Consider the following 26810-nt stretch of genomic DNA (forward strand, 5'->3'; position numbering starts at 1 on the left):
TTAGTCTCTGCGGTAGTTAGAACGGATGTTCGAAAGGGTGTTCGTTCTGCTCCGGGATCGTGTTTCGCGGCACGTGTCCCGGGTGCGGTGGCCCGCGAAGCGCCGCACACCCTGGTCCGGGCATTCGCGGGTCCGGGCCTCAAGGCAGGCCGTCGCTCGCCACCCCCGACCCCCGGTGGTGGGCGACGGACCCGCCGGCGGTGCCGGCCGGGTGTGGTGTGGGGAAGCTTCACACCCGGCCGGCTTGCCGCCGGGCGGCCCGGACGGGCCGCCCGCCGGGGCTCCGGCTGCCCATTTCGGAGCCCCGGTTCCCGGCACGGCATGCTGCGTCTTCCTCCGCAGCGATCGGTTCGACCCACACGTCGGATGCGGAACAGGCGAGGAGATACGACGATGGCGAGCACCACGGCCCCCGGCCTCACGGCGGCTCCCGGTCCGGCGAGCGCCGGCGCGGCCCCCCGGGCGGATTCGCCCACGGTCCCGGCTCACATGCTGCCGCACCGCACACCGTCCCAGCTGCTGGCGCTCGCCCGGACGGGCTTGATCGAGGCAGCGCACACCACCCCTGACGGGCTGCGCTACGCGGCGGCGCATCTGGCCGCCCTGCGCGCGGCCGCCGCCCTGCTCGCTGCCCGGGCCCGGCCGGCCGCGCCCGGCCGCCGCAGCCGGGCGACCAGCGTCTGGTCCCTGCTGGTGCTGGTGGCGCCCGAGTTCAGCGACTGGGCCGGCTATTTCGCGCTCGGCGCCGGCAAGCGCGCGGCGGCCGAGGCCGGCATCCCCCATGTCGTGAGCGCCCGCGAAGCCGACGACCTGCTGCGCGCCGCCGAGCAGTTCGTCACCGTGGCGGAGTCCGCGCTCGGGTTGACATACCAGCCACCCTTGGCCGCGTGACCGCCCGCTCGCCGTCGTGGGCCGGCGGTCCGCCGGGCCGCGTGATCGTCGGCTCGCCGTTGCGGACCGGCCGTCCCTTCGGCCGCGTGACCGTCGGCTCGCCGTTGCGGACCGGCCGTTCTCTCGGCCGCGCGCCGGCCGCCCGACCCGGGTAGCCCGGCTCAGCGGCAGTCCCGGCCAGTGCGGCTCAGCCGCGCCGGGCGCGTTCCGCGAGGGGCGTCAACGGTTGTTTCGCACCGGCACAGGCCCCGGTAGATCGGGTCCCGCCTACCGGGCGCTCTGGGCTTCGGCGGCCTGGCTCCCCGCGGCCTCGGGCTTGGGCGGCCCGGTTCTCCGCGGCACGGGCTTCGGCGGCACGGGCTTCGGCCGGCGCGATCTCGGTGGGCGGGGCTCGGCGGGCGGTTGAGCGCCGGCGGTGGCCGGGTGGGCAGTGATGTGACGGGGATGTGCGACAGAGCGGGGCATGACGTGGCAGGGCGCATGATCAATGGTGCGGCCGCCCTCGCGGGGCTGGTCCGGACGGCGACCGGGACCGGCGAACCGGGGGTGCACCGGCTGCTGCCGGTGGCGCCCGAGCTGAGCGGGCTGTTGCCGGGGCGTGGGCTACGGCGGGGCAGCACGGTGGCCGTCGCCGCCGGGCAGAGCGTGTCGGCCGGTGGCCGGACCTCGCTGATGCTGGCGTTGCTCGCGGCCGCCTCGCGGAACGGCTCCTGGTGCGCGGTGGTCGGAGTGCCCGCGCTGGGTGCGCTCGCCGCCGCGGAGAGCGGCATCGTGCTGGAGCGGCTCGCACTGGTGCCCGACCCGGGGCCGGACTGGCCCACCGTGGTGGCCGCGCTGATCGACGGCGTGGACGTGGTGGTCGCGGCGGTTCCCGGGCCGGTGCCGGCGTCCGTCACCAGCCGGCTGGCCGCGCGGGCCCGGCAGCGGGGAAGCGTGCTGGTGCCGTTCGGTGACTGGTCCGGCGCCGACGTGACCCTCGAAGTCGGCACGGGCCGGTGGGAGGGTCTCGGATCCGGCCGGGGCCGGCTGCGCCGCCGGGAGGTCACCGTCGTGTCCCGCGGGCGGGGTGCGGCCACCCGGCCCCGGGAGATCACCATGTGGATGCCGGGTGTCACGGTCCGGGACAGCATCCCGCCGCCCCCGCCGTCCACGCTTCCCGAACGGCCCCCGGGCCCTCCGCCCGAGCGGGCCGCACCGCCGGAGGCGGCCGCGCCGCGTCTGCTGCGCCGTTCCGGATCCCCGGCGGGGGCAGCCCGGCCGGACCTGACGTGTGCGCAGGTGAGGAGCTGATGGAGGCGGCTGTTCGTACCCTGCTGGTCTGGTGTCCGGACTGGCCGGTGGTGGCCGCGGAGATCGTGGCGGGGGCGCCGGTGGCCGAGCCGGTCGCGGTGATGTCCGGGAACCGGGTGCTGGCCTGTTCCGAGGCGGCCCGGCGGGAAGGTGTGCGGCGAGGGCTCCGGCGGCGGGAGGCGCAGGGACGCTGCCCGCAACTGGTGGTCGTGGAGCACGATCCGGGGCGGGACGCGCGGGCGTTCGAGCCGGTGGTGGTCGCGATCGAAGGTGTGGTGGCCGGGGTCGAGGTGATCCGGCCGGGGGCCTGTGCGGTCGCCGCCCGAGGGCCGGCCCGCTACTTCGGCGGGGAGGAGGCGGCCGCTGAGCGGATCGTCGAGCAGGTCGCCCTGGAGTGCGCGGTGGAGTCCCAGATCGGGCTCGCCGACGGGGTGTTCGCGGCCGGGATCGCGGCACGGACGGGACGGATCGTCGAGGCGGGAGGCAGCCGGGAGTTTCTGTCCGGCGTACCGGTCGAGGCTCTTGAGGAGCCGGAGCTGACCGACCTGCTGAAGCGGCTCGGGGTCAAGACGCTCGGTGATTTCGCGGCGCTGCCGGCGGGGGATGTGCTGACCCGGTTCGGATTCTCCGGGGCACTGGCGCACCGGCTCGCCTCCGGGGGCGATCATCGGCCGCTCGCGGTGCGGCGGCCACCGGCCGATCTGACCGTGGAGGAGACCTACGACGAGCCGCTCGCCCGGGTGGACGTGGCGGCCTTCGCGGGGCGGGTGCTGGCCGAACGCCTGCACGACAGGCTGGCCGCGCACGGGCTGGCGTGCACCCGGCTCGGTGTGGAGGCGGTCACCGCGGACGGCCAGGAGCTGTTCCGGGTGTGGCGGCACGACGGTCTGCTCGGTGCCGCCGCCATCGCCGAGCGGGTGCGATGGCAGTTGGACGGCTGGCTCACCGGCGCCCGGCGGGGAAGGACGGCACAGCCCACCGCGGGACTGGTGCGGTTGCGGCTGGTGCCCGACGGGGTGCTGGCTCACGTCGGCCTGCAACCGGGGCTCTGGGGTGAGACCGGAGCGGAACGGGACCGTGCGCACCGGGCGTTCAGCCGGGTCCAGGGTCTGCTCGGCCCGGAAGCGGTGGTCACGCCGGTGCTGAGCGGCGGCCGGTCGGCGGACGACCGGGTGCGGCTGGTGCCCTGGGGCGACGAACGGGAACCGGAACGGCCGGTCGCCGTCCAGGCCGAGCCGATCCCCGGCATCGAGACGGTCCCGGTTCTGGAGAGGGCGGTGGCTCCGCCGTTGCGGCTGGCCGCCCCGCGGGCCTCCCATCTGAGATTGGTGGGCGGGCTCCGGACGGAGCCTGCCAACGGGGTCGAGACCTCCGGCGCGGACGGGTTCGCCATGGTCGAGGTGAGGGCCGGGCGGCCCCGGCGCGCCGGGCGGAAACCGGCCGCCCTGCCGCCGTGGCCCGGGCGGCTGCCGCAGCCTTCGCCGGCCGTGGTGCTGGAGCATCCGCTGCCGGCCGTGGTCGCCGACGCGGAGGGCCGGGCGGTCGGGGTCAGCGCACGGCTCGAGCTGACCGGGGCTCCCGCGACGTTGACGGTGGGCCGGCGGGAGCCGGTGGCGATCACCGGCTGGGCCGGGCCGTGGCCGGTGGACGAGCGCTGGTGGGCGGCGGGGGAGTCGCGGCGGCGGGCCCGGTTCCAGATGGCGCTCGCGGACGGGCGCGCGCTGCTGCTGACTCTCGCGGGCGGCCACTGGATGGTCGAGGCCGTCTATGACTGAGCGGGAGCTGTGGGCGATTCCCTCGCAGCGGGTGGTGGATCCGCTGATCGTGGACGGGGACGGTGGTGACTCGCCGGCCTGGAGCCGGAAGCGGGAACCGTACCGGCCCACGCCGGGTCTGGTCCGCGCCGAGAGCACGACTCCGTACGCGGAACTGCACTGTCACACCAACTTCAGCTTCCTGGACGGCGCCAGTCACCCGGAGGAACTGGCCGAGGAGGCGGCGCGGCTCGGGCTGACCGGGCTGGCGGTCACCGATCACGACGGCTTCTACGGTGTGGTCCGCTTCTCGCAGGCGGCCCGCGAACTGCACCTGCCCACGATCTTCGGAGCCGAGTTGTCGCTGGGCCTGACCAGGCCGCAGAACGGCGAGGCGGACCCGGAGGGCACGCACCTGCCGGCTCTCGCGCACGGCCACGAGGGGTATGCCCGGCTGGCCCGGGTGATCTCCGAGGCGCAGCTGCGCGGCGGGGAGAAGGGCCGCCCCGACTACGGCGACCTGGAGCGGGTCGCCGAGACCCTGCGGGATCACGTGCTGGTGCTGACCGGCTGCCGGAAGGGGGCGGTGCCGCTGGCGCTGGCCACCGGGGGGATGGAGCGGGCGGCGTACGAGCTGGACCGTCTGGTGGCCCTGTTCGGCGCGCCGAATGTGGCCGTGGAGCTGACCGACCACGGCGACCCGATCGACGGCGACCGCAACGACGCCCTGTTCGAGCTGGCCCGCAGTCGTCGCCTGGAGGTGGTGGCGACGAACAACGTGCACTACGCGACCCCGTCCCGCCGCCGGCTGGCGACCGCCCTGGCCGCGGTCCGGGCCCGGCGCAGCATGGACGAGATGGACGGCTGGCTGCCCGCGGCCGGCACCGCCCACCTGCGCAGCGGCGCCGAGATGGCCCGCCGGTTCGCCGGCTATCCGGGCGCGGTGGAGAACGCCGCGGTCTACGGCGGTGACCTGGCGTTCGACCTGGACCTGGTGGCTCCCCGGCTGCCGGACCACCCGGTGCCGCCCGGTCACACCGAGATGAGCTGGCTGCGGAAACTGGCGATGGACGGCGCCCGGCAACGGTACGGGGACGACGAGAAGGCCCATCAGCAGATCGAGTACGAGCTCCGCATGATCGAGGAACTCGGCTTCCCCGGCTACTTCCTGGTCGTCTACGACATCGTCCGGTTCTGCCGGGAGAACCGGATCTACTGCCAGGGCCGGGGTTCGGCGGCCAACTCGGCGGTCTGCTACGCGCTCTGGATCACGAATGTCGACGCGGTGAAGTACAACCTGCTCTTCGAACGGTTCCTCGCCCCGGAGCGGGACGGCCCACCGGACATCGACGTCGACATCGAGTCGGACCGGCGGGAGGAGGTGATCCAGCACGTCTACGGGAAGTACGGCCGGGAGCACACCGCCCAGGTGGCGAACGTGATCTCCTACCGGCCCCGGTCGGCGGTCCGGGACATGGCCCGTGCGTTCGGCTTCTCCCCGGGCCAGCAGGACGCCTGGAGCAAGCAGATCGACCGTTGGGGCGACGTGGCCGCCACCGGCACCGACATGCCGGAGGCGGTGCGCGACTTCGCCAACGAGGTGCAGACGTTCCCCCGCCACCTGGGCATCCATTCGGGCGGCATGGTGATCTGCGACCGGCCGATCATCGAGGTCTGCCCGGTCGAGTGGGGCCGTATGCCGGGCCGCACCGTCCTGCAGTGGGACAAGGACGACTGCGCCGCCGTCGATCTGGTCAAGTTCGACCTGCTCGGGCTCGGGATGCTGTCGGCGCTGCACTACGCGTACGACATGATCTCCGACGAGCTGGACATCGGGACGATGCCGCTGGACGACCCCGAGGTCTACGAGATGCTCTGCCGGGCCGACTCGGTCGGGGTGTTCCAGGTGGAGAGCCGCGCCCAGATGGCCACGCTGCCCCGCCTCAAGCCACGGGAGTTCTACGACCTGGTCATCGAGGTGGCGCTGATCCGCCCCGGGCCCATCCAGGGTGGTTCCGTCCACCCGTACATCCGCCGGAAGAACGGCCTGGAGGCGCCCCGCGTGCCGCACCACCTGATGGAGAACGCGCTGGCCAAGACCCTCGGCGTGCCGCTCTTCCAGGAGCAGTTGATGCAGTTGGCGATCGACGTCGCCGGCTTCGACCCGTCGGAGGCCGATCAGCTGCGGCGGGCGATGGGCTCGAAACGGTCGGTGGAGAAGATGGAGAGGATCAAAAAGCGACTGTACGACGGGATGGCCGCCAACGAGATCACCGGACAGCTGGCCGACGACCTGTTCGTGAAGCTCTCCGCGTTCGCCAGTTACGGCTTCCCGGAGAGCCATGCCATGAGCTTCGCCTACCTGGTCTACGCGAGCGCCTGGCTGAAGCGGTACCACCCGGCGGCGTTCTGCGCGGCCCTGCTCAACGCGCAGCCGATGGGCTTCTACTCGCCACAGACGCTGGTCGACGACGCACGCCGGCACGGGGTCGAGGTGCGCCGGCCGGACATCAACCGCAGCGATGCCGCGGCGACGCTGGAGACCACGCCGGAGAGCCGGTGGAGATCCGCGGCCGGGGAGCCACCGCACGCCTGGGGGATCGGCGGCCCGGCCGTCCGTCAGGGCCTTTCCAGCATTCGTACGATCGGTGCCGACCTCGCCGAGCGGATTGAGCAGGAACGCCGTACCCATGGTCCTTATCGGTCAATGACGGATCTCGCCCGGCGTACCGGATGCTCCACCGCACACCTGGAGGCGCTCGCCACCGCCGACGCGTTCGCGGGTTTCGGGCTTTCGCGCCGTGAGGCGCTGTGGGCCGCGGGCGCGGCCTCGCAGGACAAGCCGGACCGTCTTCCGGGCACGGTGACCGGCACCGAGGCGCCCGTGCTGCCCGGCATGAGCGACGTGGACATCCTGGTCGCGGACGTGTGGGCGACCGGCCTGTCACCGGAGACGCATCCGGCCCGTTTCCTGCGCGAGGAGCTGGACCGGGCCGGAGCGCTGCCGATCGAACGGCTCGCTGCGGTGGAGGCGGGCACCCGGATCCGGGTCGGCGGGATCGTCACCCACCGGCAGCGGCCGGCCACCGCGGGCGGGGTGACCTTCGTGAACCTGGAGGACGAGACCGGGATGCTGAACGTGACCTGCTCACCGGGTCTGTGGCAGCGCTACCGGAAGGTGGCCCGGATGAGCTCGGCGCTGTTGGTGCGCGGCCGGCTGGAGAAGGCGGAGGGGGTGCTCAACCTGGTGGCGGACCGGCTCGACGCGATCAGCCCACCGGTGACACCGGCGTCCCGCGATTTCCGATGATTCGCGCCTTTTGCGGTATATGGTGCTTCGGGAAAACATTCGGGGGTGCCTCATGATCCGTACGATGATCGGTCTTGCCGCGGCGCTCGCCGCCGTGGCGGGTGCCGCCGGCCCGGCCGCGGCCGTCACCGGAGGCTCCGGCCCGCGAGGGGCCGCCGACTCCAAGCTCACCCTCACCTATCAGGCCAAAGTCGTCCATCTCACCTGCGGCCCGGCCGGCGGCGACCATCCCCGGCCCGTTCAGGCCTGTGCCACGCTGCGTGACATCGACGGGAACCCGGCCCGGCTCAAGTCGGGCGACGCGTTCTGCATGCTGCTCTACGCGCCGGTCACCGCCCGGGTGCAGGGCACCTGGGAGGGCCGCAGCGTCCGGTGGCAGCAGACCTACGGCAACACTTGCGAGATGGCCCGCGCCACAGGCGTGCTGTTCCAATTCTGAATGGACGTCGCGGTTAGGCTGCCCTCGTGGAAACTTCTACGCGTACCGGTCGTCCGCACGTCACGGCTCGCACCGCCGCGGTCTGGGCGGTGCTCCGCCGGGAGCTGGAGCGGCAGGGTCGCGAGCTGACCGTCCTCGACGTCGGCGGGGGCACCGGCGGGTTCGCCGTTCCGCTCGCCGAGGCCGGCCACACCGTCACCGTCATCGATTCCAGCCCCGACGCGCTCGCCTCCCTCACCCGCCGGGCCGCCGAAGCCGGCGTCGCCGGCCGGGTCCGTGCCGTGCAGGGCGACGGCGACGCGCTCGCCTCCCTCGTCGCGCCGGGCAGCGCCGACCTGGTCCTCTGCCACTCCGTCCTCGAAGTGGTCGACGAACCGGCCGGGGTGGTCGCCGCCATCGCCGCCGCGCTGCGCCCCGGCGGCGCGGCCAGCGTGCTGGTGGCGAGCCGGGCCGCGGCGATCCTCGGCCGCGCCGTCAACGGCCATCTGAAGGCGGCGGCCGCGCTGGTCACCGACCCGGCGGGCCGGGCCGGGCCGCGCGACACGCTGCTGCGCCGCTACGACGCGGCGGGCGCGGGCGATCTGCTCACCGCCGCGGGGCTCCAGGTCGAGGAGACCCATGGGGTACGCGTGATCGCCGACCTTCTGCCCGCGGCCGTCCTCGAGGAGGACCCGCAGGCCGTACTGGAACTCGAACTGGAACTGAGCGACCGGCCCCCGTTCCGCGACGTCGCCTCCCAGCTGCACCTCTTCGCCCGCCGGCCATGACCCGGATCCTCGTGGGGTGAGGGGCGGCGATGACGGTTTCCGGGAGTGAACTGTTCGCGGAGCGGCCGCGGCCGGTCGGGGCGGTGCCCGAGGACGGGCTGCCGGAGGAGGCGTTCCGGACCGTGGCGCCCGCCTACGGGGCGGGCAGTCTCGCCGACCTGCTGCCCAGCGTCTGCGCGGTGCTCGGGGTGCCGGGTGCGGTCGACGTCCTCGGCCTCGGGGAACGGCTCGACGGGGTGGACCGGGTCGGGGTGCTGCTCGTGGACGGGCTGGGGACGTACCAGTTGCCCCGAGCCGTCCCGTTCGCCCCGGTCCTCGCGGACCTGGTCCGGAGCGGCCCGCGCGTTCCCGGGGCGCTGACCGCCGGTTTTCCGTCGACCACGCCGGTCAGCCTGGTGACACTCGGCACCGGGGTGACGCCGGGCGCCCACGGCGTGCTCGGGTTCACCCTGCGCCGTCCGGACGGGCGGGTGCTCAACCACATCCAATGGGCCGACGACCCGGATCCGCGGGACTGGCAGCCGGTGCCGACCCAGATGGAGACCGCCGTGGGTGCCGGGGTGCCGGTCACGGTGGTGAGCGCGCCCGAGTACGAGGGGACCGGGCTCAGCCTGGCCGCCAACCGGGGCGGCCGCTACCTGGGCGCGGGCGACGGCGCCGCGGTGACCGACGGGATGCTGGCGGCGCTGCGGTCCGGTCCCGGCCTGGTCTACGGCTACCACGCGGATCTGGACCGGGCCGGACACCAGGACGGGGTCTGTTCGGACAGTTGGCGTGCGACGGTCCGCGGGGTCGACCGGATGCTGGACCGGCTGGTGCACGGGCTCCCGGCCGGCGCCGCGCTCCTGGTGATCGCCGACCACGGCCAGCTCAACGTGCCCGACGCCGCCCGGTACGACCTCGGCGCCGATCCGGTCCTGGGGGCCGGGGTGATCGGCGTGACCGGCGAGCCCCGGGTTCGCTACCTGTACGTCGCGGACGGTGCCCGGGACGATGTCATGGCGAACTGGCGGGCGGTCCTGGGTGACGACGCCCGGGTGCTGTCCCGGGACGAGGCGATCGCCGAGGGCTGGTACGGCCCGGTCCCACCCCGGCACGCCGACCGGCTCGGGGACGTGGTGGTGATGTGCCGGCGCCGGGCCGTCGTGCTCGCCTCCGGCTGGGAACCGGCCAGAGTGGGCGAGTTGATCGCCTACCACGGCTCCGGCACCGCGGCCGAGATGACCATTCCATTCCTGATCGTCCGATAAGATCTATTTGCTTCAATCGATTTGTCTGGATTTTGAGAGTGTTCGCCGGGGTCTTCATGGGATCATGTGTCCAGGCAGCTCACGGCCGGTGATCAGGGACACACGCTGCCGTGACGGACGGGTTGTGCGGCGCGATGATCGGTCTTTTGGGACGAACCGATCTTCGGTACCCCGAAAATCACCCGCACTCGGTCGTCGTCCCGCTTTCCGACCCGCCGACCCGCTCGTAGACTTGCGTGATAAGGCAGCCGACGGCTGTCCCGCATCATCACATCTGCACCACCCCGACCCCGCCGCGGGGCCGGACATGCGCCCGGGGAGGAATGCCGTGCCGCTCTCGGAGCACGAGCAGCGGCTGTTCGATCAGATCGAGCGGTCGCTTGCCGAGGACCCCAAGTTCGCCTCGGCTGTGCGGGCCAGCGACCCGCGTTTCCACGCACGGCGCCGGCTCCTCATCGCCGCGTTCGTGATCGTCCTTGGTTTGGCTCTGGTCGTCTACGGGACGGTCGACCAGAACACGCCGCTCGGCGTGGCAGGTTTCGTCGTCATGCTCGGTGCCGCTGCCTTCGCGATGCAGTCGAGGCGCCGCAGCCAGGCACCCGACCTGAAATCGGTCGGGGGCACGGCGACCCGCCGCACCCGCTCGAGCCGCAAGAGCGGCGGCTTCCTGGAGCGGCTCGAGGACCGGTGGCGCCAACGCCCGGAGGGGCATCGCTGACCCACCGAGCCGGCTGGCAAGCCGGCTCCGATGACCGGCGGCCGGACATCCGGCCGCCGTCGTCATACCCGCGTCCGTGCTCATCCGGGTCCGTGCTCATCCGGGTCCGTGCTCATCCGGGTCCGTGCTCATCCGGGTCCGTGCTCATCCGGGTCCGTGCTCATCCGGGTCCGTGCTCATCCGGGTCCGTGCTCATCCGGGTCCGTGCTCATCCGGGTCCGTGCTCATCCGGGCCTGCGCTCATCCGGGCCTGCGCTCATCCGGGCCTGCGCTCATCCGGGCCTGCGCTCATCCGGGCCTGCGCTCATCCGGGCCTGCGCTCATCCGGGCCTGCGCTCATCCGCGCCCGCGCTCATCCGGGCCCGCGCTCATCCGCGCCCGCGCTCATCCGGGCCGCGCACCGCTCGCGGAAGCGGCGGGCCGTTGATGCCGCAGGGCGGGCGTCGCCCGTGCCGGATTAGAGCTTTCGCCTTCAAGGACCCAGCGTTAGCTTCCGCCTCCTTTTCCGGTACGCATTACTTTGTCCCGCCGTATCAGGGCCGTCCCGTCCAGTCGGCGCGCTCCCTTTACCCGCTCGGGCCCGTGCCGCGCCCGCCGGGCGCAGATCGCTGGCCGGGCGGGCCCGGCCAGCCGCCGCCACCCCCGTCTGCCGCCGGTCACGGCCAGGCGACCGGCTCGCCGCCCTCGGCAACCGGTCACGCCAGGCGGGTGGTTGCGGTGGTGGTCGCCAGGCATCCGGGGCGTTGCTCCCGGCCGTCACGCCGGTCGCGCCGGGTGGGTGGTTGCGGTGGTGGTCGCCAGGCATCCGGGGCGTTGCTCCCGGCCGTCACGCCGGTCGCGCCGGGTGGGTGGTTGCGGTGGTGGTCGCCAGGCATCCGGGGCGTTGCTCCCGGCCGTCACGCCGGTCGCGCCGGGCGGGTGGTTGCGGTGGTGGTCGCCAGGCATCCGGGGCGTTGCTCCCGGCCGTCACGCCGGTCGCGCCGGGCGGGTGGTTGCGGTGGTGCTTGCCATGCACCCGGGGTGGTGCTTTAGGCCGTTGCGCCGGTTGCGCCAGGTAGGGCCCGCCGGAAGGCGCTCACCGTAGCCGTGATCTTGGGTATGTGCGGGTGCGTGGTACATCCGTGCTGTTCTGGAGCCTGTTTCTCGGTTGTGGGTGGCCGCGATGTCGAGTCGCGCATTCGGAGGGCTGCGGCGTCACCCCGAGTCACCGGCGATCTTGGGCGATGATGACTGTCGGGCCGATCTTGATTCCTGGTCGCTGTCCGGCGGTCAACCATCGCCCATGATCTATTTCCGCTGGAAGACATTGGGTTATCGGATACATCCGGGAGTCTTCTTCTTGGCTGCCTACGGCCGAATCCGCAATCCCTCGTCCAGCGGACGCGTCACCCTGAGCGATCTTGGTCGATTTATCACCGTCTCGGGTGACCAATCGTTCAAGATCGCAGAGCGTCGGCATGTAAAGCGGGCGAAACGGGCATCTGTTCCCCGCGAAAGCCCCATTTCCACCTAGCGCGGCGGATGGCGGCACCTTCGCCGATTCGCCCGACCAGGCGCTTGACGTCGAACCGCAAACGCCCAAGGAGAAGGACGTGGGCCTTGACCACGAAAGATCTCCAGAGGCGCCACTCGGAGTGAGTGGCGCCTCGCGGCTGTAGTGGATCTCAGCGTGCCCGGTTCAGCAGGCGGCGTGGGTTGAAGCGGGACAGGGTCTCGCCGAGGCTGGTCATCCGTTCGGCCGCCCGGGTGGACCACTCCGCCATGCCCAGACGCCAGCTGAGCAGCACCGACGGGGGCAGGAGGAGGGCGCGCACGCGGGTCCCGGTGGGGGCGCCCTCGGCCATGCCGGAGCGGACCCGGGTGAGGGCGACCGCGAGTTCGGCGCCCTGGAGGGGGAGCCGGGCGTAGCGGGCGCGTTCCTCGGCGGTGCCCAGCAGGGTCGCCGCCTCGGCCGGGTCGCCGGTGAGGGACGACTCGCGGATCAGCCGCTGGGCGGTGATCCGGGGCGTCTCGGTCGGGTCCACCGGCACCTGGTAGTCGATCATCGAGTCGATGAGTTCGTCCCAGGCGGCGTGGGCGTCCTCGCGGGCCCGGCCGGTTTCGCTGGTCACCGTGATGTCGGTGATCCCTTCACCGCCCTCGGCGGACAGGACCGCGGGTGCCGGTGACGGCACCGTGGCGGCGTGCCGCCGGCGGCGGACCAGGATCCGGCGCAGAGCCGGGAGCAGCAGCAACGCGATGATCAGTGCGATGCCACCGGCGATCAACAGGCCGGTCCAGGAGGTTTCGTCGGCGATCGGGCCGGCCGCGCCGGTCTGGTTGCCCTCGTTCTCCGCCCGGTTGAGGCGTTCGGCCGCACCGGGGCCCGCCGACGAGTTCGTGCCGGTCGCGCCGGGGCCGGTCGAGGTGGAGGCCGCCGGGGCGGGCCGGTCCACGTCGGGCGCCCACGCCGAGCGGGCCGATCCGGTGACCGAGGCGGACGGTGTGGCGTCGAACGGCACCCAGCCGAAGCCCTGGAAGTAGACCTCGGTCCAGGCGTGCGCGTTCCGGTTGGTGATCTCGTAGGTGTTGTTGCCGATCGCCTTGCCGCGGGTGAAACCGAACGCCACCCGGGCCGGGATGTCGGCGGCGCGGACCATCCACGCCATCGCGGCCGCGTACTGCTGGCAGTAGCCGGCCTTGTTGTTCAGGAACTCGGCGACCTCCGAGGCCTTCCCGGTCGACGGCACGGACAGGCTGTACTTGAAACCCTTCTCCTGGGAGAAGGAGTCGTAGATCGCCCGGACCTTGTCGTAGTCGTTGTCCTTGCCGGCGATCAGCGCCGCCACCTTGTCCTCGACCGTCGCGTCCGGTGGCCGGGCGGTGAACGCCATCAGCGGGTCACCGGGATCGAGCGAGTCCGACTGGCGCAGCGCGGCGGCGTTGAACGTGGGCCGCAGGTACGTGATGTCGTACTGCTGCTCCTTGGTGGTGGCCCGCCCGGAGAACAGCACCTGCTGACTCGGGTCGTACGCCCAGTTGCCTTTGAGGTCGCCCACCTGCAACGCGTAGCTGTAGAGGGGCGCCATGTTCTGCTGGAGCCGGTCGGTGACCTGCACCTGGGCTTGGTACTGCGTGTACCGCGCCGCGCTGGTGGCCGCCACCTGCCGCGGATCGGGCAGGCCCTTGCTCAGCGAGTCGCCCTTCGGGGTGTCGTGGGCGAAACCGTTCTCCGTCAGCACCTCGGCGACGCCGAACCGCAGGTAGAACGGCTCCGGCTCGTCGGTTCTCACCTGGAGCAGCTTGACCGTCTCGGAGTGGTTGAGCTGCCCGCTCAGCGACGCGAACAGGTTGATCCGGCCGCCGTTGCCGTTACCCGGGCCGGTACCGATGCCCGGGCCGCTCTGTGTGATCTGGGAGAGCAGGCCGCCGCTCACGGTGGGCACGGCCAGGGGCAGCACGACGGCCGCGAGTACGCCGACCACGCCGATCCGGCGCCCGGCGGCGGCCAGCGGGGACGGCTCCCAGACGTCCACGTCCCGTCCGTCGCCGGTGAACCGGCGGCCGAAGCGGCGCACCCGGTCCACGTTGTCGGCGACCAGCAGCCACATGTACCCGATGGCGCCGATCATGAACGGCACCGCGGGCACACTGTCCAGGTAGATCGCGACCGGGATGGAGTAGATGGCCAGCATCGGCAGGCCGGCCAGGGCGGGCCGGCGGAACACCGCGGTCAGCAGGTCGACCGCGATGGCCACGACGCCGACGCCGAGCACCGTGACGAACAGCAGGCCGTCCCGGTCGGGGACGGGCACGCCGTACGACCGGGTGTCCTCGCCGGCCTGGTGGATCAGATCCATCCAGTGGCCGAAGGTGTCCGGCTGCGGGATGAAGAACTCCCCGCCGCTGGGGAAGAGCCAGGTCAGCGACAGCACGAAGGCGGCCACCATGCTCGCGGTCTGCGCCCAGGTGGGGAACCGGAAGGTCCGGGTGGCCACCGCGGCACCCTGGATCAGCAGCACCGTGAGCAGGCACTGCATCAACCAGGTCCAGTCCTTGAAGATCGACGACAGCGGCGCCGCGGCGAGCAGCGTGGCCGCGGCCGCGACGAGTCCTAGGCGACGCCGGCCGGTCATCGGATCACCCCGCTGACCGTCTCGGCCATCGCCGCGCGGTACGCGAAGCCCTGCGAGCCCCGCGCCACCGTCGGCCAGAGCGCCGCCAGGGTGTCGCCGTGCGTCACCGGGACCGACCGCCAGCCGCCGCGGACCAGGGCGAGCGACGCGGCCGCGTGCTCCCGGTCGGCCTCCTGCCGTTCCCCGTCGGCCAGCGGCACCCAGGTGGAGCTGTCCAGCGCGAACCCGATGCAGGTGGCGCCGTTGCCGCGGAGCTGGCCGAGCAGGCCCGCCTCGGCGGTGGTGAGCGCGCCGAACAGGCCGATCACCAGGCCGCCGTCGTTGCGCCGCCGGACGTGCTCGACCAGGATCGAGATGTCGCCGTTCTGTTCCGCCTTCACGTCGGCCAGGGTGTCCAGGATCAGGCTCTCGCCGCCGGCCTCGGAGGCGTCGATGTCGGTGCCGGTGCCGGTGACCAGGCGCAGTTTGTAGCCGGCCTCGCGCAGGTGCACCGCGATGCTGGCGACCGCCGACACCGCCCACTCGAAGCTGGCCGTCGGCCCCTCGCCGCGGTGCGCGTAGACCCGGGTGTCCAGCACGATCGTGGCCCGGCTCTCCCAGGGCTGCTCCTCGCGGCGGACCATCAGCTCACCGGTGCGGGCGGTGGACCGCCAGTGCACCCGGCGCAGGTCGTCGCCGCGCCTGTACTCACGGGTGGCCGCGTCGTCCTCGCCGTGCACCGCCACCGAACGGGCACGGCTGTCGCCGGTGCCCGCGTACTCCCCGGCCAGGCGGACCCGGGGCAGCGCCACCACCTGCGGGATCACGGTGAGCCGGTCCACGCTGGGGAAGGACCGGGTCAGCTCGCACAGCCCGAACGGGTCGGTGAGCCGGACGATCAGCGGGCCGATCGGGTAGCGGCCGCGGATGTCGGCGCGCACCGTGTACGCCACCGAGCTGGCCTGGTGTGCCCCGAGCTTCTCCAGCACGACGCGGGGGCGGCTGCCCAGCGCGTACGGCAGGCGGTCCTCCAGGAGCATGGTGCCGGTGGGCAGGCGGGACAGGTTCTGCAGGCGCAGGACGACCCGCGCGCTCGACCCGACCGGGGCCCGCCCCGGCTCCAGCGACCGGGTGCAGGCCAGCTTGTAGCGGCTGCGGCCGACGTACCACGCGGCGAGCAGCGGGAGGGCGGCCAGCAGCACCGCCACCCGTAGCAGGTCACGCTCGCCGAGGATGAGCGCCGAGACCGCGGCGGCGATCGCCGCGGCCAGGAACGAGCGGCCGCGCGTGGTGAGCCCCCGCAGCGCCTCCCGCATCCTCAACGCCCCCGTGACTCGTACGACGCGCGCCCGTCACGGGTGTCGTAGGGATTGCGGGCGTGCGGCAGCGGCAGCCGGTGCACGATCTCGGAGACGATGGCGTCGGTGGTCCGCCGGTTGAGCTGGGCGTCCGCGGTCGGGATGATGCGGTGCGCGAGGACCGGCACGGCCAGCGCCTGGAGATCGTCGGGGAGCACGTAGTCACGGCCCTCCAGCGCGGCCACCGCCTTGGCGGTGCGCAGCAGCTGGAGCGTGGACCGGGGCGACGCGCCGAGCCGGATCTCCGGAGCCTCCCGGGTGGCGGTGACCAGGGCGATCGCGTACTGCTGGACGGCGTCGGCGGCGTGCACCGCGCGGGCCGTCTCGATCAGCCGGCGGACCATTGCGGCGTCCGCCACGGCCCGCAGGTCGTTGAGCGGGTCGTGGTCGCCGTGGGCGCTGAGCATCGCCAGCTCGGCCCGCGGGTCGGGGTAGCCCATCGCGATCCGGGCGGTGAACCGGTCGCGCTGCGCCTCGGGGAGGGGGTAGGTGCCCTCCATCTCGATCGGGTTCTGCGTCGCGACCACCATGAACGGCGCCTGGAGCTCGTAGGTGGTGCCGTCGACGGTGACCTGCCGCTCCTCCATGCACTCCAGGAGGGCGGACTGGGTCTTCGGCGAGGCCCGGTTGATCTCGTCGCCGACCACCAGGTTGGCGAAGACCGCGCCCGGCTTGAACTCGAAGTCCCGCGTCTCCTGGTTGTAGACGCTGACCCCGGTCACGTCGCTGGGCAGCAGGTCGGGCGTGAACTGGATGCGCCGCACCGAACAGTCGATCGAGCGGGCCAGGGCCTTGGCGAGCTTGGTCTTGCCGACGCCCGGCACGTCCTCGATCAGCAGGTGGCCCTCGGCGATCAGGACCGCGAGTGCCAGTCGGACCGTCGCGCTCTTGCCCTCGATGACCTGTTCGATGTTGGCCATGATGGCTTGCGTCGCGACGCGGAACTCGGCGCTCGTCAGCGGGCCTGACGGCTCACCCCAGGTCGGCGTTGTCACGGGCCTCCTCCAAATACGTGTCTACCCCCGTTAGGCGGAGATCACCCACCGTCAAGGGGCACCGTAAGGTCGCGGGCGCCCAGCGGCCGTGGGCCCCGGCGCTCGCCACCCGTCCCCACAGGTTATCCCCGTACAACCGCATCGCCGAAAGGCCTGATCGTGACCCTGTTGATATCGGTTTTCGGGGGATACCGGACGAACGCGTGTCATCCGCCGTCCCAGGCCGGTCGCCTGTGGACAGCCGGGAGTATTTCACGCGCCCGCCATACCGGTCGCCGTCCGTGACGGGGGAGGGGTATCATGCACGCATGGCTCGGTCTTTCCTGCTCCTTAGCCGGCCGTGCTGATCCGTTAGTCGGACCAGGCACGGCTACCCCTCCTGTGCGAGGGGCTTTTTTATGCCCTCTTTCCGAAAAAAGACGAGACGTAGACGAGATGGTGAAGATGAGCGAGACCGAGACCCCACCGTTCCGCTATACCGCCGCGATGGCCGGCGAGATCGAGCTGCGCTGGCAGGACCACTGGGCCGAGAAGGGTACGTTCCACGCGCCCAACCCGGCCGGTGAGCTGGCTGATCCCACGCACCCCCGAGCGGGTGCGCCCAAGCTGCACGTCCAGGACATGTTCCCGTACCCGTCCGGCGCCGGCCTGCACGTCGGCCACCCGCTGGGCTACATCGGCACCGACTGCTACACCCGCTACCAGCGGATGGCCGGCTTCAACGTGCTGCACCCGATGGGCTTCGACGCGTTCGGCCTGCCCGCCGAGCAGTACGCGGTGCAGACCGGCACCCACCCGGCGGTCACCACGGCGGCGAACGTCGAGCGGTACCGGCAGCAGCTGCGCCGGCTGGGTCTGGCGTACGACGACCGCCGCTCCTTCTCGACCACCGACCCGGAGTACTACCGCTGGACCCAGTGGATCTTCCTGCAGGTCTTCAACTCCTGGTTCGACCCGTCGGTGCAGAAGGCCCGCCCGATCAGCGAGCTGATCGCCGCGTACGAGGCCGGCGAGCGCGGCCCGGAGTGGGCCGGCCTGTCCGCGGCCGAGAAGCGCAAGGTCATCGACGGCCACCGCCTGGCGTACGTCTCCGAGGCCCCGGTCAACTGGTGCCCGGGCCTGGGCACCGTGCTGGCCAACGAGGAGGTCACCCCGGAGGGCCGCTCCGAGCGCGGCAACTTCCCGGTGTTCCAGCGCAGCCTGAAGCAGTGGATGATGCGGATCACCGCCTACGGTGACCGCCTGGTCGAGGACCTGGACACGCTGGACTGGCCGGAGCCGGTCAAGCTGATGCAGCGCAACTGGATCGGCCGGTCGCGTGGCGCCCACGTCGACTTCCCGGTCGAGGGCGGCGTCATCAAGGTCTTCACGACCCGCCCGGACACCCTGTTCGGCGCCACCTACATGGTGCTGGCCCCGGAGCACGAGCTGGTCGAGAAGATCACGCCCGCGGCCTGGCCGGACGGGACGCACGCGGTCTGGACGGGCGGTCACGAGAGCCCCGCGAAAGCGATCGCCGCCTATCAGAGAACCGCGGCCGCGAAGACCGACGAGGAGCGGACCGCCGACGGCAAGGTCAAGACCGGCGTCTTCACCGGCGCCTACGCGACCAACCCGGTCAACGGCGCCCAGGTCCCGGTCTTCATCGCCGACTACGTGCTGGCCGGTTACGGCACCGGCGCGATCATGGCGGTGCCCGGCCAGGACGAGCGGGACTGGGCCTTCGCCGAGGTCTTCGAACTGCCCATCATCCGTACGGTGAAGGCTCCTGAAGGTTTTGAAGGGGCTTTCACCGGCGACGGACCGGCGATCAACAGCGACTGGCTGGACGGCAAGGAGGTCGCCGAGGCCAAGGCCGCCATGATCGAGTGGCTGGAGGCGAACGGCAAGGGCCGTGGCGCCACCACCTACCGGCTGCGGGACTGGCTGTTCAGCCGGCAGCGCTACTGGGGCGAGCCGTTCCCGATCGTCTACGACGAGACCGGCCTGCCGATCGCGCTGCCCGAGTCGATGCTGCCGGTAATCCTGCCGGACACCGACGACTTCTCGCCGCGGACCTTCGACGCGGACGACGCGGACACCGAGCCGGAGACGCCGCTGTCCCGGATCAAGGAGTGGGTGCAGGTCGAGCTGGACCTGGGTGACGGCCCGAAGACCTACACCCGCGAGACCAACACGATGCCGCAGTGGGCCGGTTCCTGCTGGTACGAGCTGCGATACCTGGACCCGCACAACGACAAAGTGCTGGTCGACCCGGAGAACGAGGCCTACTGGATGGGCCCGCGCTCGGAAGGCGACGCGGGCGGTGTCGACCTGTACGTCGGCGGTGTCGAACATGCGGTTCTGCACCTGCTGTACGCGCGCTTCTGGCACAAGGTGCTGTTCGACCTGGGTCACGTCTCGTCGTTCGAGCCGTTCAAGAAGCTGTTCAACCAGGGCTACATCCAGGCGTACGCGTTCCGGGACGCCCGCGGGATGATCGTGCCGGCCGACGACGTGGTCGAGCGCGACGGCAAGTGGTACCTGGGCGAGCAGGAGGTGTACCGCGAGTACGGAAAGATGGGCAAGGGCCTGAAGAACGTCGTCACCCCCGACGACATGTGCGAGCAGTACGGCGCCGACACGTTCCGGGTGTACGAGATGGCGATGGGCCCGCTGGACGTGTCCCGCCCGTGGGAGACCCGCGCCGTCGTCGGCTCGCAGCGCTTCCTGCAGCGTGCCTGGCGTCTGGTGGTCGACGAGGAGACCGGCGCCGTCCGGGTGACCGGCGAGCCGCTGGACCCGAAGACCCGCAAGGTCCTGCACAAGGTCATCGCCGGCGTCCGCGAGGACATGGAGGAGCTGCGGTTCAACACCGCGATCGCCAAGCTGATCGAGCTGACGAACGCGCTGACCCCGCTGCCGGTCGCCTCCCGCGAGGCGGTCGAGCCGCTGGTGCTGATGCTGTCCCCGTTCGCCCCGCACATGGCCGAGGAGCTGTGGAGCAAGCTGGGCCACGACGGCTCGCTGGCGTACGCCGACTTCCCGGTCGCCGACCCGGCCCAGCTGGTCGCCGACGCGATCACCTACCCGGTGCAGGTCAACGGCAAGGTCCGCGGCCGCGTCGAGGTCTCCCCGGAGACCGGCGAGGACGAGGTCCGCGCCGCCGCGCTGGCCGCGGTCGCCGAGGCGCTGGGCGGCAAGGAGCCGAAGAAGGTCATCGTGGTCAAGGGACGCCTGGTCAGCGTCGTCGTCTGACCACTGGGTGGACACGGCCCGTCGCGGTACGCCGCGGCGGGCCGTCGCCTGTTTGGATGGGCGGTATGTCTGACGTTCTCGCCGTCGCCCCGCTCACCAGGCCCGTCGACGCGACCGTCCGGCCGCCCGGCTCCAAGAGCATCACCAACCGGGCGCTGCTCTGCGCGGCGCTCGCCGACGGCACGTCCACCCTCTCCGGGGTGCTCTTCGCCGACGACACCCGGGCCATGCTGGGCGCGGTGGGCGCGCTCGGCGCGACGGTCACCCTTTCCGAGAGCGATCGTACGGTCGTCGTGCGCGGCATCGACCCCGGTACCGCCGGCGGCGCCGGAACGATCGACGCCCGCCAGTCCGGCACCACCTCACGGTTCCTCCTCCCGGCGGCGGCCCTCCTCGGCGGCCGTACCGTCGTCGACGGGAGCGAGCAGCTGCGGGCCCGCCCGTTCGGCCCGGTCCTCGGCGCGCTCCGGCAGATCGGCGCGCACGTCGACGAGCTGGACCGGCCCGGCTTCCTCCCGGCCGCCGTCACCGGACCCGCACACGGCGGGCCGGTCGAGGTCAGCGGCCACATCTCCAGCCAGTTCCTGTCCGGCCTGCTGATGGCCGGGCCGTTGATGGACCGCGGGATCGACGTCACCCTCACCTCACCGCTGGTCTCGGTGCCCTACGTGGAGATGACCAAGGCGGTGATGGCGGCCTTCGGAGTGACCGTCACCGGGCTCACCGTTCCGGCGGGCGCCTACCGGCCGGCCGACTACGCGATCGAACCCGATGCCAGCGCGGCCTCCTACTTCCTGGGGGCGGCGGCGATCACCGGTGGGCGGGTCACCGTCTCCGGACTGGGCGCCGGGAGCCTCCAGGGAGACGTACGGTTCGCCGACGTCCTGGAGCGGATGGGCGCCTCGGTGACCCGTACCGCCGACGCGGTGACCGTCCGCGGTGGGGACCGTCTCCGCGGCATCGACGTCGACATGGCCGACATCTCGGACACCGCGCAGACCCTGGCCGCGGTCGCCGTCTTCGCCGACGGGCCGACCCGGGTCCGGGGGATCGGCTTCATCCGCGGCAAGGAGACCGACCGGGTCGGCGCCGTCGTCACCGAGCTGCGCCGGGCCGGGATCGACGCGGTCGAGGACCCCGACGGCTTCACCATTCACCCGGGAGCGCCGCGGCCGACCCGGTTCGCCACCTACGACGACCACCGGATGGCGATGAGCCTCTCGCTGATCGGCCTGCGTGCCCCCGGCATCGAGATCGCCGACCCGGGCTGCGTCGCCAAGACCTACCCCGGCTACTTCACCGACCTCGCCACCCTGGCGTGAACCCGCCGTGACCGGGGGCGGAGCTCGCGGAGGCCGCCCCGGCCCACGCCGATCGCGACCTACCCGCCGGGTGCCCGGATTGCCCGCTCACGGCCGTTGCGCCACGCACAGCGGGAGCTCGCCCGCGGTTCCGTGAGGCGGGTGGGCGCGGCAGCCGGCCGGGTTCGGGTGATGTTGCGGGGGCGCGGCAGCCAGCCGGGTTCGGGTGGCCCGGAGGGCCGTCGGGTGGCCCGGCAGCACAGCCCGGCGGCGGGGTGAGGGCTTGCGTTGCGACCGGCTGATCCGTGCGCCAGGACGGCGGCCAGGGTTGCGGTCGGGTGCTCGTAGCCCGTACGAGAAAAGTAGGAAAGCCGGCGGCGAAGCGATCAGGCCGTGGAAATGGTTCGGGCCCGGCCGGCGCGGGGGCACCAGCCAGACCCGGGTGTTCGCTGTGGCGGGCGCCGTCAGGCGGGGGCGGCGGTGCGGCGGGCGGTGTGGCGCCAGCGCAGGATGATCGCCGTGGAGAGGACGAAGCTGAACACGGCCGGGGCCAGGGTGAGGAAGTTCATCTCGCCGGGGGCGACGACCGCGGCGCCGATCACGGCGTAGGTGACCGTGGACGGGATGGCGGCGATGGTGGTGCCGAGCAGGTAGCGCTTGCGGCACACGCTGGTGGTGCCGTAGGCGTAGCCGACCAGGCCGAACGGGGCCAGCGGCAGGAAGCGGACCAGCAGGACCGCGGCGAGGCCGCGACGGTTCAGCCAGCCGTCGAGGCGGGCCAGACGGCTCCCGGCGCGGGCCTGGAGGGCGCCGCGGCCGGCCCAGCGGCCCGCGTAGTAGGTGGCGACCGCGGCGATCACCGCGGCGGCCAGGGCGGCCGCGGAGCCGGTGACGGCACCGAGCAGGGCGCCGCAGGTCATCGTGATGAGGGTCCGCGGGACGAGAACCGACAGCAGCATGCCGCCGAGGAACGCCACCGCGAACACGGCGCTCGGGCCCATGGCGGACAGGGTGTCGGCGATGTCCCGCAGCGGCAGCACGGCGGCGAGGCCGGCGAGAGCGCCGATCCCGGCGCCGAGCAGGGAGAACCGGATCAGACGGCGCTTCCACCCCAGCGGAGCGGAAGCGGTGGGGGCGGCAGCGTGGTCAATGGCCTGAGGGTCCGCGGGGATTTCGGTTCCTCGCGGGTCGATCAGGTTGTCGGTCATGCAGGCCTACCGCCCCAACTGTCGTCGTTTCAGGACTCGGTGGTGCCGGTCTATACCGCCGGGCTCGCCGCGGCGAGCCGTTCGTTCCGGAGGCGCTCGCTCCAGGTGTCGTCGAGGGGGGTGAGCCTATCCGCGCCGGTGGACCAGCGAAGGAGCAGATCGGCTATCGCCGGGTTGCGGGCCAGCGCCGGGCCGTGCGAATACGTCCCCAGGATCTTGCCCGCCCAGGCGCCCTCGGTCTGGCCGTCGTTGCCGATGCCGCCGGTCACCCGGGCGAGTGGTGCGGCGTGCGCGCCCAGATGGGTACGCCCGCCGTGGTTCTCGAATCCGGTCAGTGGAGGCAGGCCGAGCCGCGGGTCGATGTCACCGCGCAACTCGCCGACCGCCCGGGTCTCGCCCCGGTCGGAGGTGATGTCGAGCAGTCCCAGCCCGGCGCACTTGGCCCCCTTGGCATAGAACGAGTGACCGAGGAGCTGGTAACCCGCGCAGATGGAGAGGATCGCGGCGCCCTGGTTGACCGCCTGGTGCAGGCCTCCGTCGGCGAGCAGGTGCTGAGCCGCCAGGGCCTGGGGGCCGTCCTCGCCGCCGCCGATCAGGTAGATGTCGGCGCTGTTCGGCACCCGCTGGTCGGACCGGACCTCGTAGGTCTCCACCGGGATGCCACGGTCGGCGGCCCGGCGGGCCAGGATGAGCAGGTTGCCCCGGTCGCCGTACGTCGACAGCAGATCCGGGTAGATCCACACGATCCGCAGGGACTCAGTTGACACGGTCCAACTCCGCTCGGATGTCCTGGAACGCCGTGTAGTTGGCGATCACCTCGAGGCGGCCGGGCGGAACGGACCGCAGCGCCTCGTCGAAACTGTTTACGTGCCGGAAGGGCACGTGGTTCACCTGGAGGCGGACCGCCAGGTCGAACGCCCGGTCACCGGTGATCAGCACCGGCCGGTCGCGCAGCGGCGAGAAGTCGACGTCGTAGAGCCACGACGTGTCCAGGCCGTCGGGGTCGCGGGCGTTGATGGAGAGCAGTGTCGGCGCCTGGTCGGCCATGTCGAAGGCCTCCAACCAGCTTGCCGGGTTCTTCGCCAGCAACAAGCGGATGTTGCGACCGTCACGGTCGACCTGGGCGTACCGCCCGGCGATCGACGCCACCCGGGAGAGCCGGGGGAGCGCCTCGATCGGGCGGACCCCGAACTCGCCGGCCACGGCCAGCGCGGTGGCGGCGTTACCGATGTTCACCCGGCCGGGCAGCTGGAGCTTCACCAGATGCCAGTCGCCGCGGGGGTCGATCACGCCCTCGTCCTCGACCACCCACTGCGGGCGCGGGCGGCGCAGCGGGCAGCCGGTGCACCACCAGTCGCCGCCGGACCGCTCGATCGGGTGGCCGCTCTCCGGGCAGACGAACGAGTCGTCGTGCCAGCGCTGGCCGGCGCTGAACCAGGTGGTCTGCGGGCTGCTGCTGGCCGCCCACACCACCATCGGGTCGTCGGCGTTGGCGACCACCCGGATGTCGGGGTGACCGGCCAGCGTGGTCTTCCACAGCTGCGCCATCATGGCCACCTCCTTCGCCCGGTCGAGCTGGTCGCGGGAGAGGTTGAGCAGGGCCACCACCTTGGGCCGGGTCTGGTCGATGACCTGGGGCAGGTAGTGCTCGTCCACCTCCAGCACGGCGAACGGGGTGTGCCCCTCCTTCGCCAGCGCCGAGGTGTGGCCGGTCGGCATGTTGGCGCCGAACGAGTTGGTGGCGACCCGGCCGAGCACACCGACGGCGGCCGCGGTGAGCCGGGTCGTGGTGGTCTTGCCGTTGGTGCCGGAGACCAGCGCGACGGCGCGGCCCGAGGCGAGGTGGGCGAGGAGATCGGGGTCGATCTTCAGACCGATCCAGCCACCGATCACCGAGCCGTCGCCGCGACCGGCGGCCCTGGAGAGCGCGGCCGCGGTCTTCGACACGGAGGTCGCGACCTTGGCGATGAGAGGCATTCCGTCCGTCACGCCAGCGAGGGTACCGGACGCGAAGGTTACGTCGAGTTGCCAGACGGTCAAGATCACCGACCACTTCGGCTTTTGCGAGGTCCGGACGATTCGGACGTGCTCCCAACTGGGTGACGGACTTTTTCTGTGTCCTGATTCACCCGTAACCGTCGACCAAGCGTCACTGTTCCAACACCCTGTGTGGCGGCATTTGTCTCGCGGAGATAACAAATTGGACAGCGACAAATGTGCCAAACACGGAGAGTGATCAATGCGCCGCTGACGATCATGGCCGAATTCGGGTAGCAAGGACTCGCCGGCGGCACACCGCCCGCCGGCCGCACCGGACCGGTTCACGCCGAGCCCTGCCCCGGACCGGACGGTGCGACACCGCAGTTGGCCAGACCAAAACAAGGCAATCGGGGGCAGGGACGGGGGACCCATATCCGGTCTCTCCCGCGACGCCCGGCTTCCACGGGTGACGCATCCGGGAGCGACCTTGGGGTGAAGCCGCACCCACCCGCGGCCGGGCATGCCTTCCCGCCCGAACCCGACAGCTAACCTCGCAGGCGTGCCGGAGGGATTTCTCTACCGTGCACGAACTCAGTTCGCGCCGGCGTCGTCGCACGTCCGTCGGCACCGGTACCGTCGCACTGTCCCTGGGGCTCTGCCTCTGCGCCGGCCAGTTGGTCGCCGCATCGCCGGCGGCGGCCGTGACCGCCACCGTCGCCCCGGTCACCGCGAGTGCGGCAGCCGCGAAGATCACGCCCCAGATCGCCACGAAGGCCAGCACCCGCAGCCTGGCGTGGGGCTCCACCCTCAAGGTCACCGCCAAGGTGATCGACCCGGCCACCGGCCAGGTCGCCAAGGGCACGGTCCGTCTCCAGGGCTGGAGCAACGGCGCCTGGCGTACCTGGGACACCGACACCGTCAAGGGCGGCGCGGTCACGCTGACCGCGAAGCCGACGAAGACGGTGTGGGTCCGGACCCTGTTCACCGGGACCGGGTACAACCAGCAGGCCACCAACAAGATGAAGGTCACGGTCCGCGCCAGTGGCGCCAAGGTCCTGGCCGAGGCCAAGAAGCACAAGGGCGCGCTGTACCTGTTCGGTGCGGCCGGCCCGAAGCGCTTCGACTGCTCGGGCTTCACGAAGTACGTCTACAAGAAGGCGGCCGGCAAGAGCCTGCCGCACAAGGCGAACTCGCAGCAGAAGTACGGCAAGTCCGTCTCCAGGAGCAACAAGAAGGTCGGCGACCTGATCATCTTCCGCAACGGGTCGTACGGCTACCACGCCGGGATCTACGCCGGGAACGGCTACGTCTACGACTCGCCGCACAGCGGGGCCCGGGTCGGCAAGCACAAGATCTGGAACAACAACTATGTGGTGCGGCGCCTCGTCGCGTAGGACCCGTAGTAAGTAAGGAACAGCGCTGTGGGGTGTGACCCGGTCCGGGTCACACCCCACGGGCGTCTCCACTTTCCTCCACGCACCCGCCCCCGAGGCCTCCGGGGCGGGTGTTTTCGTACCCGGAGCGCCCGATGTCGGAAACCGGACGGGGTTGATCATGCGCTTGGCCCTCCACTCCGCTCCACCGCCTGTGAACAGGGCTTTCGTCCGCGAAAACGGCTCGCGAGCGATCGCTTTCGGGTTGCAGGTGGAGGGAAGTGGAGTAGAGTGGGGCGCAGTGGCAGGGGCGGAGGAGCGCAGCCGGACCTGCCGGCCCGAGTTGACAGGCGGTCCACTCCCTCCGTGAAGGAGCGGGCGCCACGGCAAAGGGGTGGGGGCCGATGTTCCTCGGCACGCACACTCCGCGCCTCGACGAGAAGGGCCGGCTGATCCTCCCGGCGAAGTTCCGTGATGAGCTGGCGGGAGGTGTCGTGATCACGAAGGGGCAGGAACGCTGTCTTTACGTGTTCCCGATGCCGGAGTTCCAGAGCATCGCCGGTCAGCTCCGTGCGGCGCCGGTGACGAACAAGGCGGCCCGTGCGTACAGCCGGGTGTTCTTCGCCAGTGCGCATGACGAGGTGCCCGACAAGCAAGGCAGAGTCACGATTCCTGCCCATTTGCGGGAGTATGCCAGTCTTGGTCGCGATCTGGTGGTGATCGGCGCGAGCACCCGGGTCGAGATCTGGGACAAGCAGTCCTGGGATGACTACCTCTCGGCGAACGAGGAAGAGTTCGCCGGCATCGAGGAGGGGGTGCTGCCCGGCGGACTGTAGGGCGTGGCA

Annotated in this window: 19 protein-coding genes and 1 riboswitch; of the genes, 12 read left to right on the forward strand and 7 right to left on the reverse strand. The window is 71.9% G+C overall.

Annotation, left to right across the window (positions count from 1 at the left end; genetic code table 11):
• Positions 1-393: 393 nt before the first annotated feature.
• The 8 genes from BJ964_RS18130 (at position 394) to BJ964_RS18165 (ending at position 10419) form a co-directional block, all read left to right on the forward strand.
• Positions 394-891 (forward strand): SAV_6107 family HEPN domain-containing protein, encoded by a 498-nt coding sequence (locus BJ964_RS18130; RefSeq protein WP_188121762.1) that lies wholly within the window; start codon positions 394-396, stop codon positions 889-891.
• A gap of 468 nt (positions 892-1359) precedes the next feature.
• On the forward strand, positions 1360-2181 hold the full coding sequence (locus BJ964_RS18135; RefSeq protein ID WP_307838023.1) for a hypothetical protein: 822 nt from the start codon (positions 1360-1362) through the stop codon (positions 2179-2181).
• The gene (locus BJ964_RS18140; RefSeq protein WP_188121763.1) at positions 2181-3956 is read left to right on the forward strand and encodes a DNA polymerase Y family protein; all 1776 of its coding nucleotides are present in this window, start codon (positions 2181-2183) and stop codon (positions 3954-3956) included. Before BJ964_RS18135 ends, BJ964_RS18140 begins: the two co-directional genes overlap by 1 nt.
• Positions 3949-7245: an error-prone DNA polymerase gene (locus tag BJ964_RS18145; RefSeq protein WP_188121764.1), complete on the forward strand. Its 3297-nt coding sequence runs from the start codon at positions 3949-3951 to the stop codon at positions 7243-7245. Before BJ964_RS18140 ends, BJ964_RS18145 begins: the two co-directional genes overlap by 8 nt.
• 64 nt (positions 7246-7309) lie before the next feature.
• Positions 7310-7684 carry an SSI family serine proteinase inhibitor gene (locus tag BJ964_RS18150; RefSeq protein WP_229807326.1) on the forward strand — a complete coding sequence of 125 codons (375 nt, stop codon included), beginning with the start codon at positions 7310-7312 and terminating at the stop codon, positions 7682-7684.
• Positions 7685-7710: 26 nt separating this feature from the next.
• On the forward strand, positions 7711-8451 hold the full coding sequence (locus BJ964_RS18155; protein WP_188121766.1) for a methyltransferase domain-containing protein: 741 nt from the start codon (positions 7711-7713) through the stop codon (positions 8449-8451).
• A gap of 29 nt (positions 8452-8480) precedes the next feature.
• Positions 8481-9701: an alkaline phosphatase family protein gene (locus tag BJ964_RS18160; RefSeq protein WP_188121767.1), complete on the forward strand. Its 1221-nt coding sequence runs from the start codon at positions 8481-8483 to the stop codon at positions 9699-9701.
• 328 nt (positions 9702-10029) lie between these two features.
• Positions 10030-10419 carry a DUF3040 domain-containing protein gene (locus BJ964_RS18165; RefSeq protein WP_188121768.1) on the forward strand — a complete coding sequence of 130 codons (390 nt, stop codon included), beginning with the start codon at positions 10030-10032 and terminating at the stop codon, positions 10417-10419.
• A 695-nt stretch (positions 10420-11114) separates the two neighbouring features.
• On the opposite strand, the gene BJ964_RS18170 is transcribed toward BJ964_RS18165, so the two are convergent.
• The 4 genes from BJ964_RS18170 to BJ964_RS18185 all read right to left on the reverse strand — a co-directional run bounded on the left by BJ964_RS18170 (position 11115) and on the right by BJ964_RS18185 (position 16866).
• Positions 11115-11294, reverse strand: a complete 180-nt coding sequence (locus BJ964_RS18170) for a hypothetical protein (protein WP_188121769.1) — start codon at positions 11292-11294, stop codon at positions 11115-11117.
• A gap of 789 nt (positions 11295-12083) precedes the next feature.
• Positions 12084-14534 carry a transglutaminase TgpA family protein gene (locus BJ964_RS18175; protein ID WP_188121770.1) on the reverse strand — a complete coding sequence of 817 codons (2451 nt, stop codon included), beginning with the start codon at positions 14532-14534 and terminating at the stop codon, positions 12084-12086.
• Positions 14531-15829, reverse strand: coding sequence for a DUF58 domain-containing protein (locus tag BJ964_RS18180; protein ID WP_188121771.1), 1299 nt, complete (start codon positions 15827-15829; stop codon positions 14531-14533). Before BJ964_RS18180 ends, BJ964_RS18175 begins: the two co-directional genes overlap by 4 nt.
• Positions 15830-15831: 2 nt before the next feature.
• Complete coding sequence (locus tag BJ964_RS18185) at positions 15832-16866, reverse strand: AAA family ATPase (protein ID WP_188121772.1); 1035 nt, start codon at positions 16864-16866, stop codon at positions 15832-15834.
• Positions 16867-17301: 435 nt separating this feature from the next.
• On the opposite strand from BJ964_RS18185, the gene leuS reads away from it, so the two are divergent.
• Both leuS and aroA read left to right on the forward strand, forming a co-directional pair.
• Complete coding sequence (gene leuS, locus BJ964_RS18190) at positions 17302-20103, forward strand: leucine--tRNA ligase (protein ID WP_407650810.1); 2802 nt, start codon at positions 17302-17304, stop codon at positions 20101-20103.
• Positions 20104-20168: 65 nt separating this feature from the next.
• A complete protein-coding gene (gene aroA / locus BJ964_RS18195; RefSeq protein ID WP_188121774.1) occupies positions 20169-21425 on the forward strand; it encodes a 3-phosphoshikimate 1-carboxyvinyltransferase in 1257 nt (418 codons plus the stop codon).
• Positions 21426-21868: 443 nt separating this feature from the next.
• On the opposite strand, the gene BJ964_RS18200 is transcribed toward aroA, so the two are convergent.
• Genes BJ964_RS18200 through BJ964_RS18210 form a run of 3 tightly spaced genes read right to left on the reverse strand, consistent with a single transcriptional unit; the run spans position 21869 to position 24589 of the window.
• Entirely contained in the window at positions 21869-22612 is a 744-nt protein-coding gene (locus BJ964_RS18200) for a TVP38/TMEM64 family protein (RefSeq protein ID WP_188121775.1), read from the reverse strand.
• Between the two features lie 50 nt (positions 22613-22662).
• Positions 22663-23379: a type 1 glutamine amidotransferase gene (locus BJ964_RS18205; protein WP_188121776.1), complete on the reverse strand. Its 717-nt coding sequence runs from the start codon at positions 23377-23379 to the stop codon at positions 22663-22665.
• Positions 23369-24589, reverse strand: a complete 1221-nt coding sequence (locus tag BJ964_RS18210; RefSeq protein WP_183218328.1) for a Mur ligase family protein — start codon at positions 24587-24589, stop codon at positions 23369-23371. The genes BJ964_RS18205 and BJ964_RS18210 overlap by 11 nt, the downstream gene beginning before the upstream one ends.
• 380 nt (positions 24590-24969) lie before the next feature.
• A riboswitch (cyclic di-AMP (ydaO/yuaA leader) is annotated at positions 24970-25166 on the forward strand.
• 7 nt (positions 25167-25173) lie between these two features.
• On the opposite strand from BJ964_RS18210, the gene BJ964_RS18215 reads away from it, so the two are divergent.
• Positions 25174-25986 carry a C40 family peptidase gene (locus tag BJ964_RS18215; RefSeq protein WP_229807053.1) on the forward strand — a complete coding sequence of 271 codons (813 nt, stop codon included), beginning with the start codon at positions 25174-25176 and terminating at the stop codon, positions 25984-25986.
• Between the two features lie 383 nt (positions 25987-26369).
• Positions 26370-26801, forward strand: coding sequence for a division/cell wall cluster transcriptional repressor MraZ (gene mraZ, locus BJ964_RS18220; RefSeq protein WP_188121777.1), 432 nt, complete (start codon positions 26370-26372; stop codon positions 26799-26801).
• The last annotated feature ends 9 nt before the right edge of the window (positions 26802-26810 follow it).

Source organism: Actinoplanes lobatus, from assembly GCF_014205215.1.
GTDB lineage: Bacteria > Actinomycetota > Actinomycetes > Mycobacteriales > Micromonosporaceae > Actinoplanes > Actinoplanes lobatus.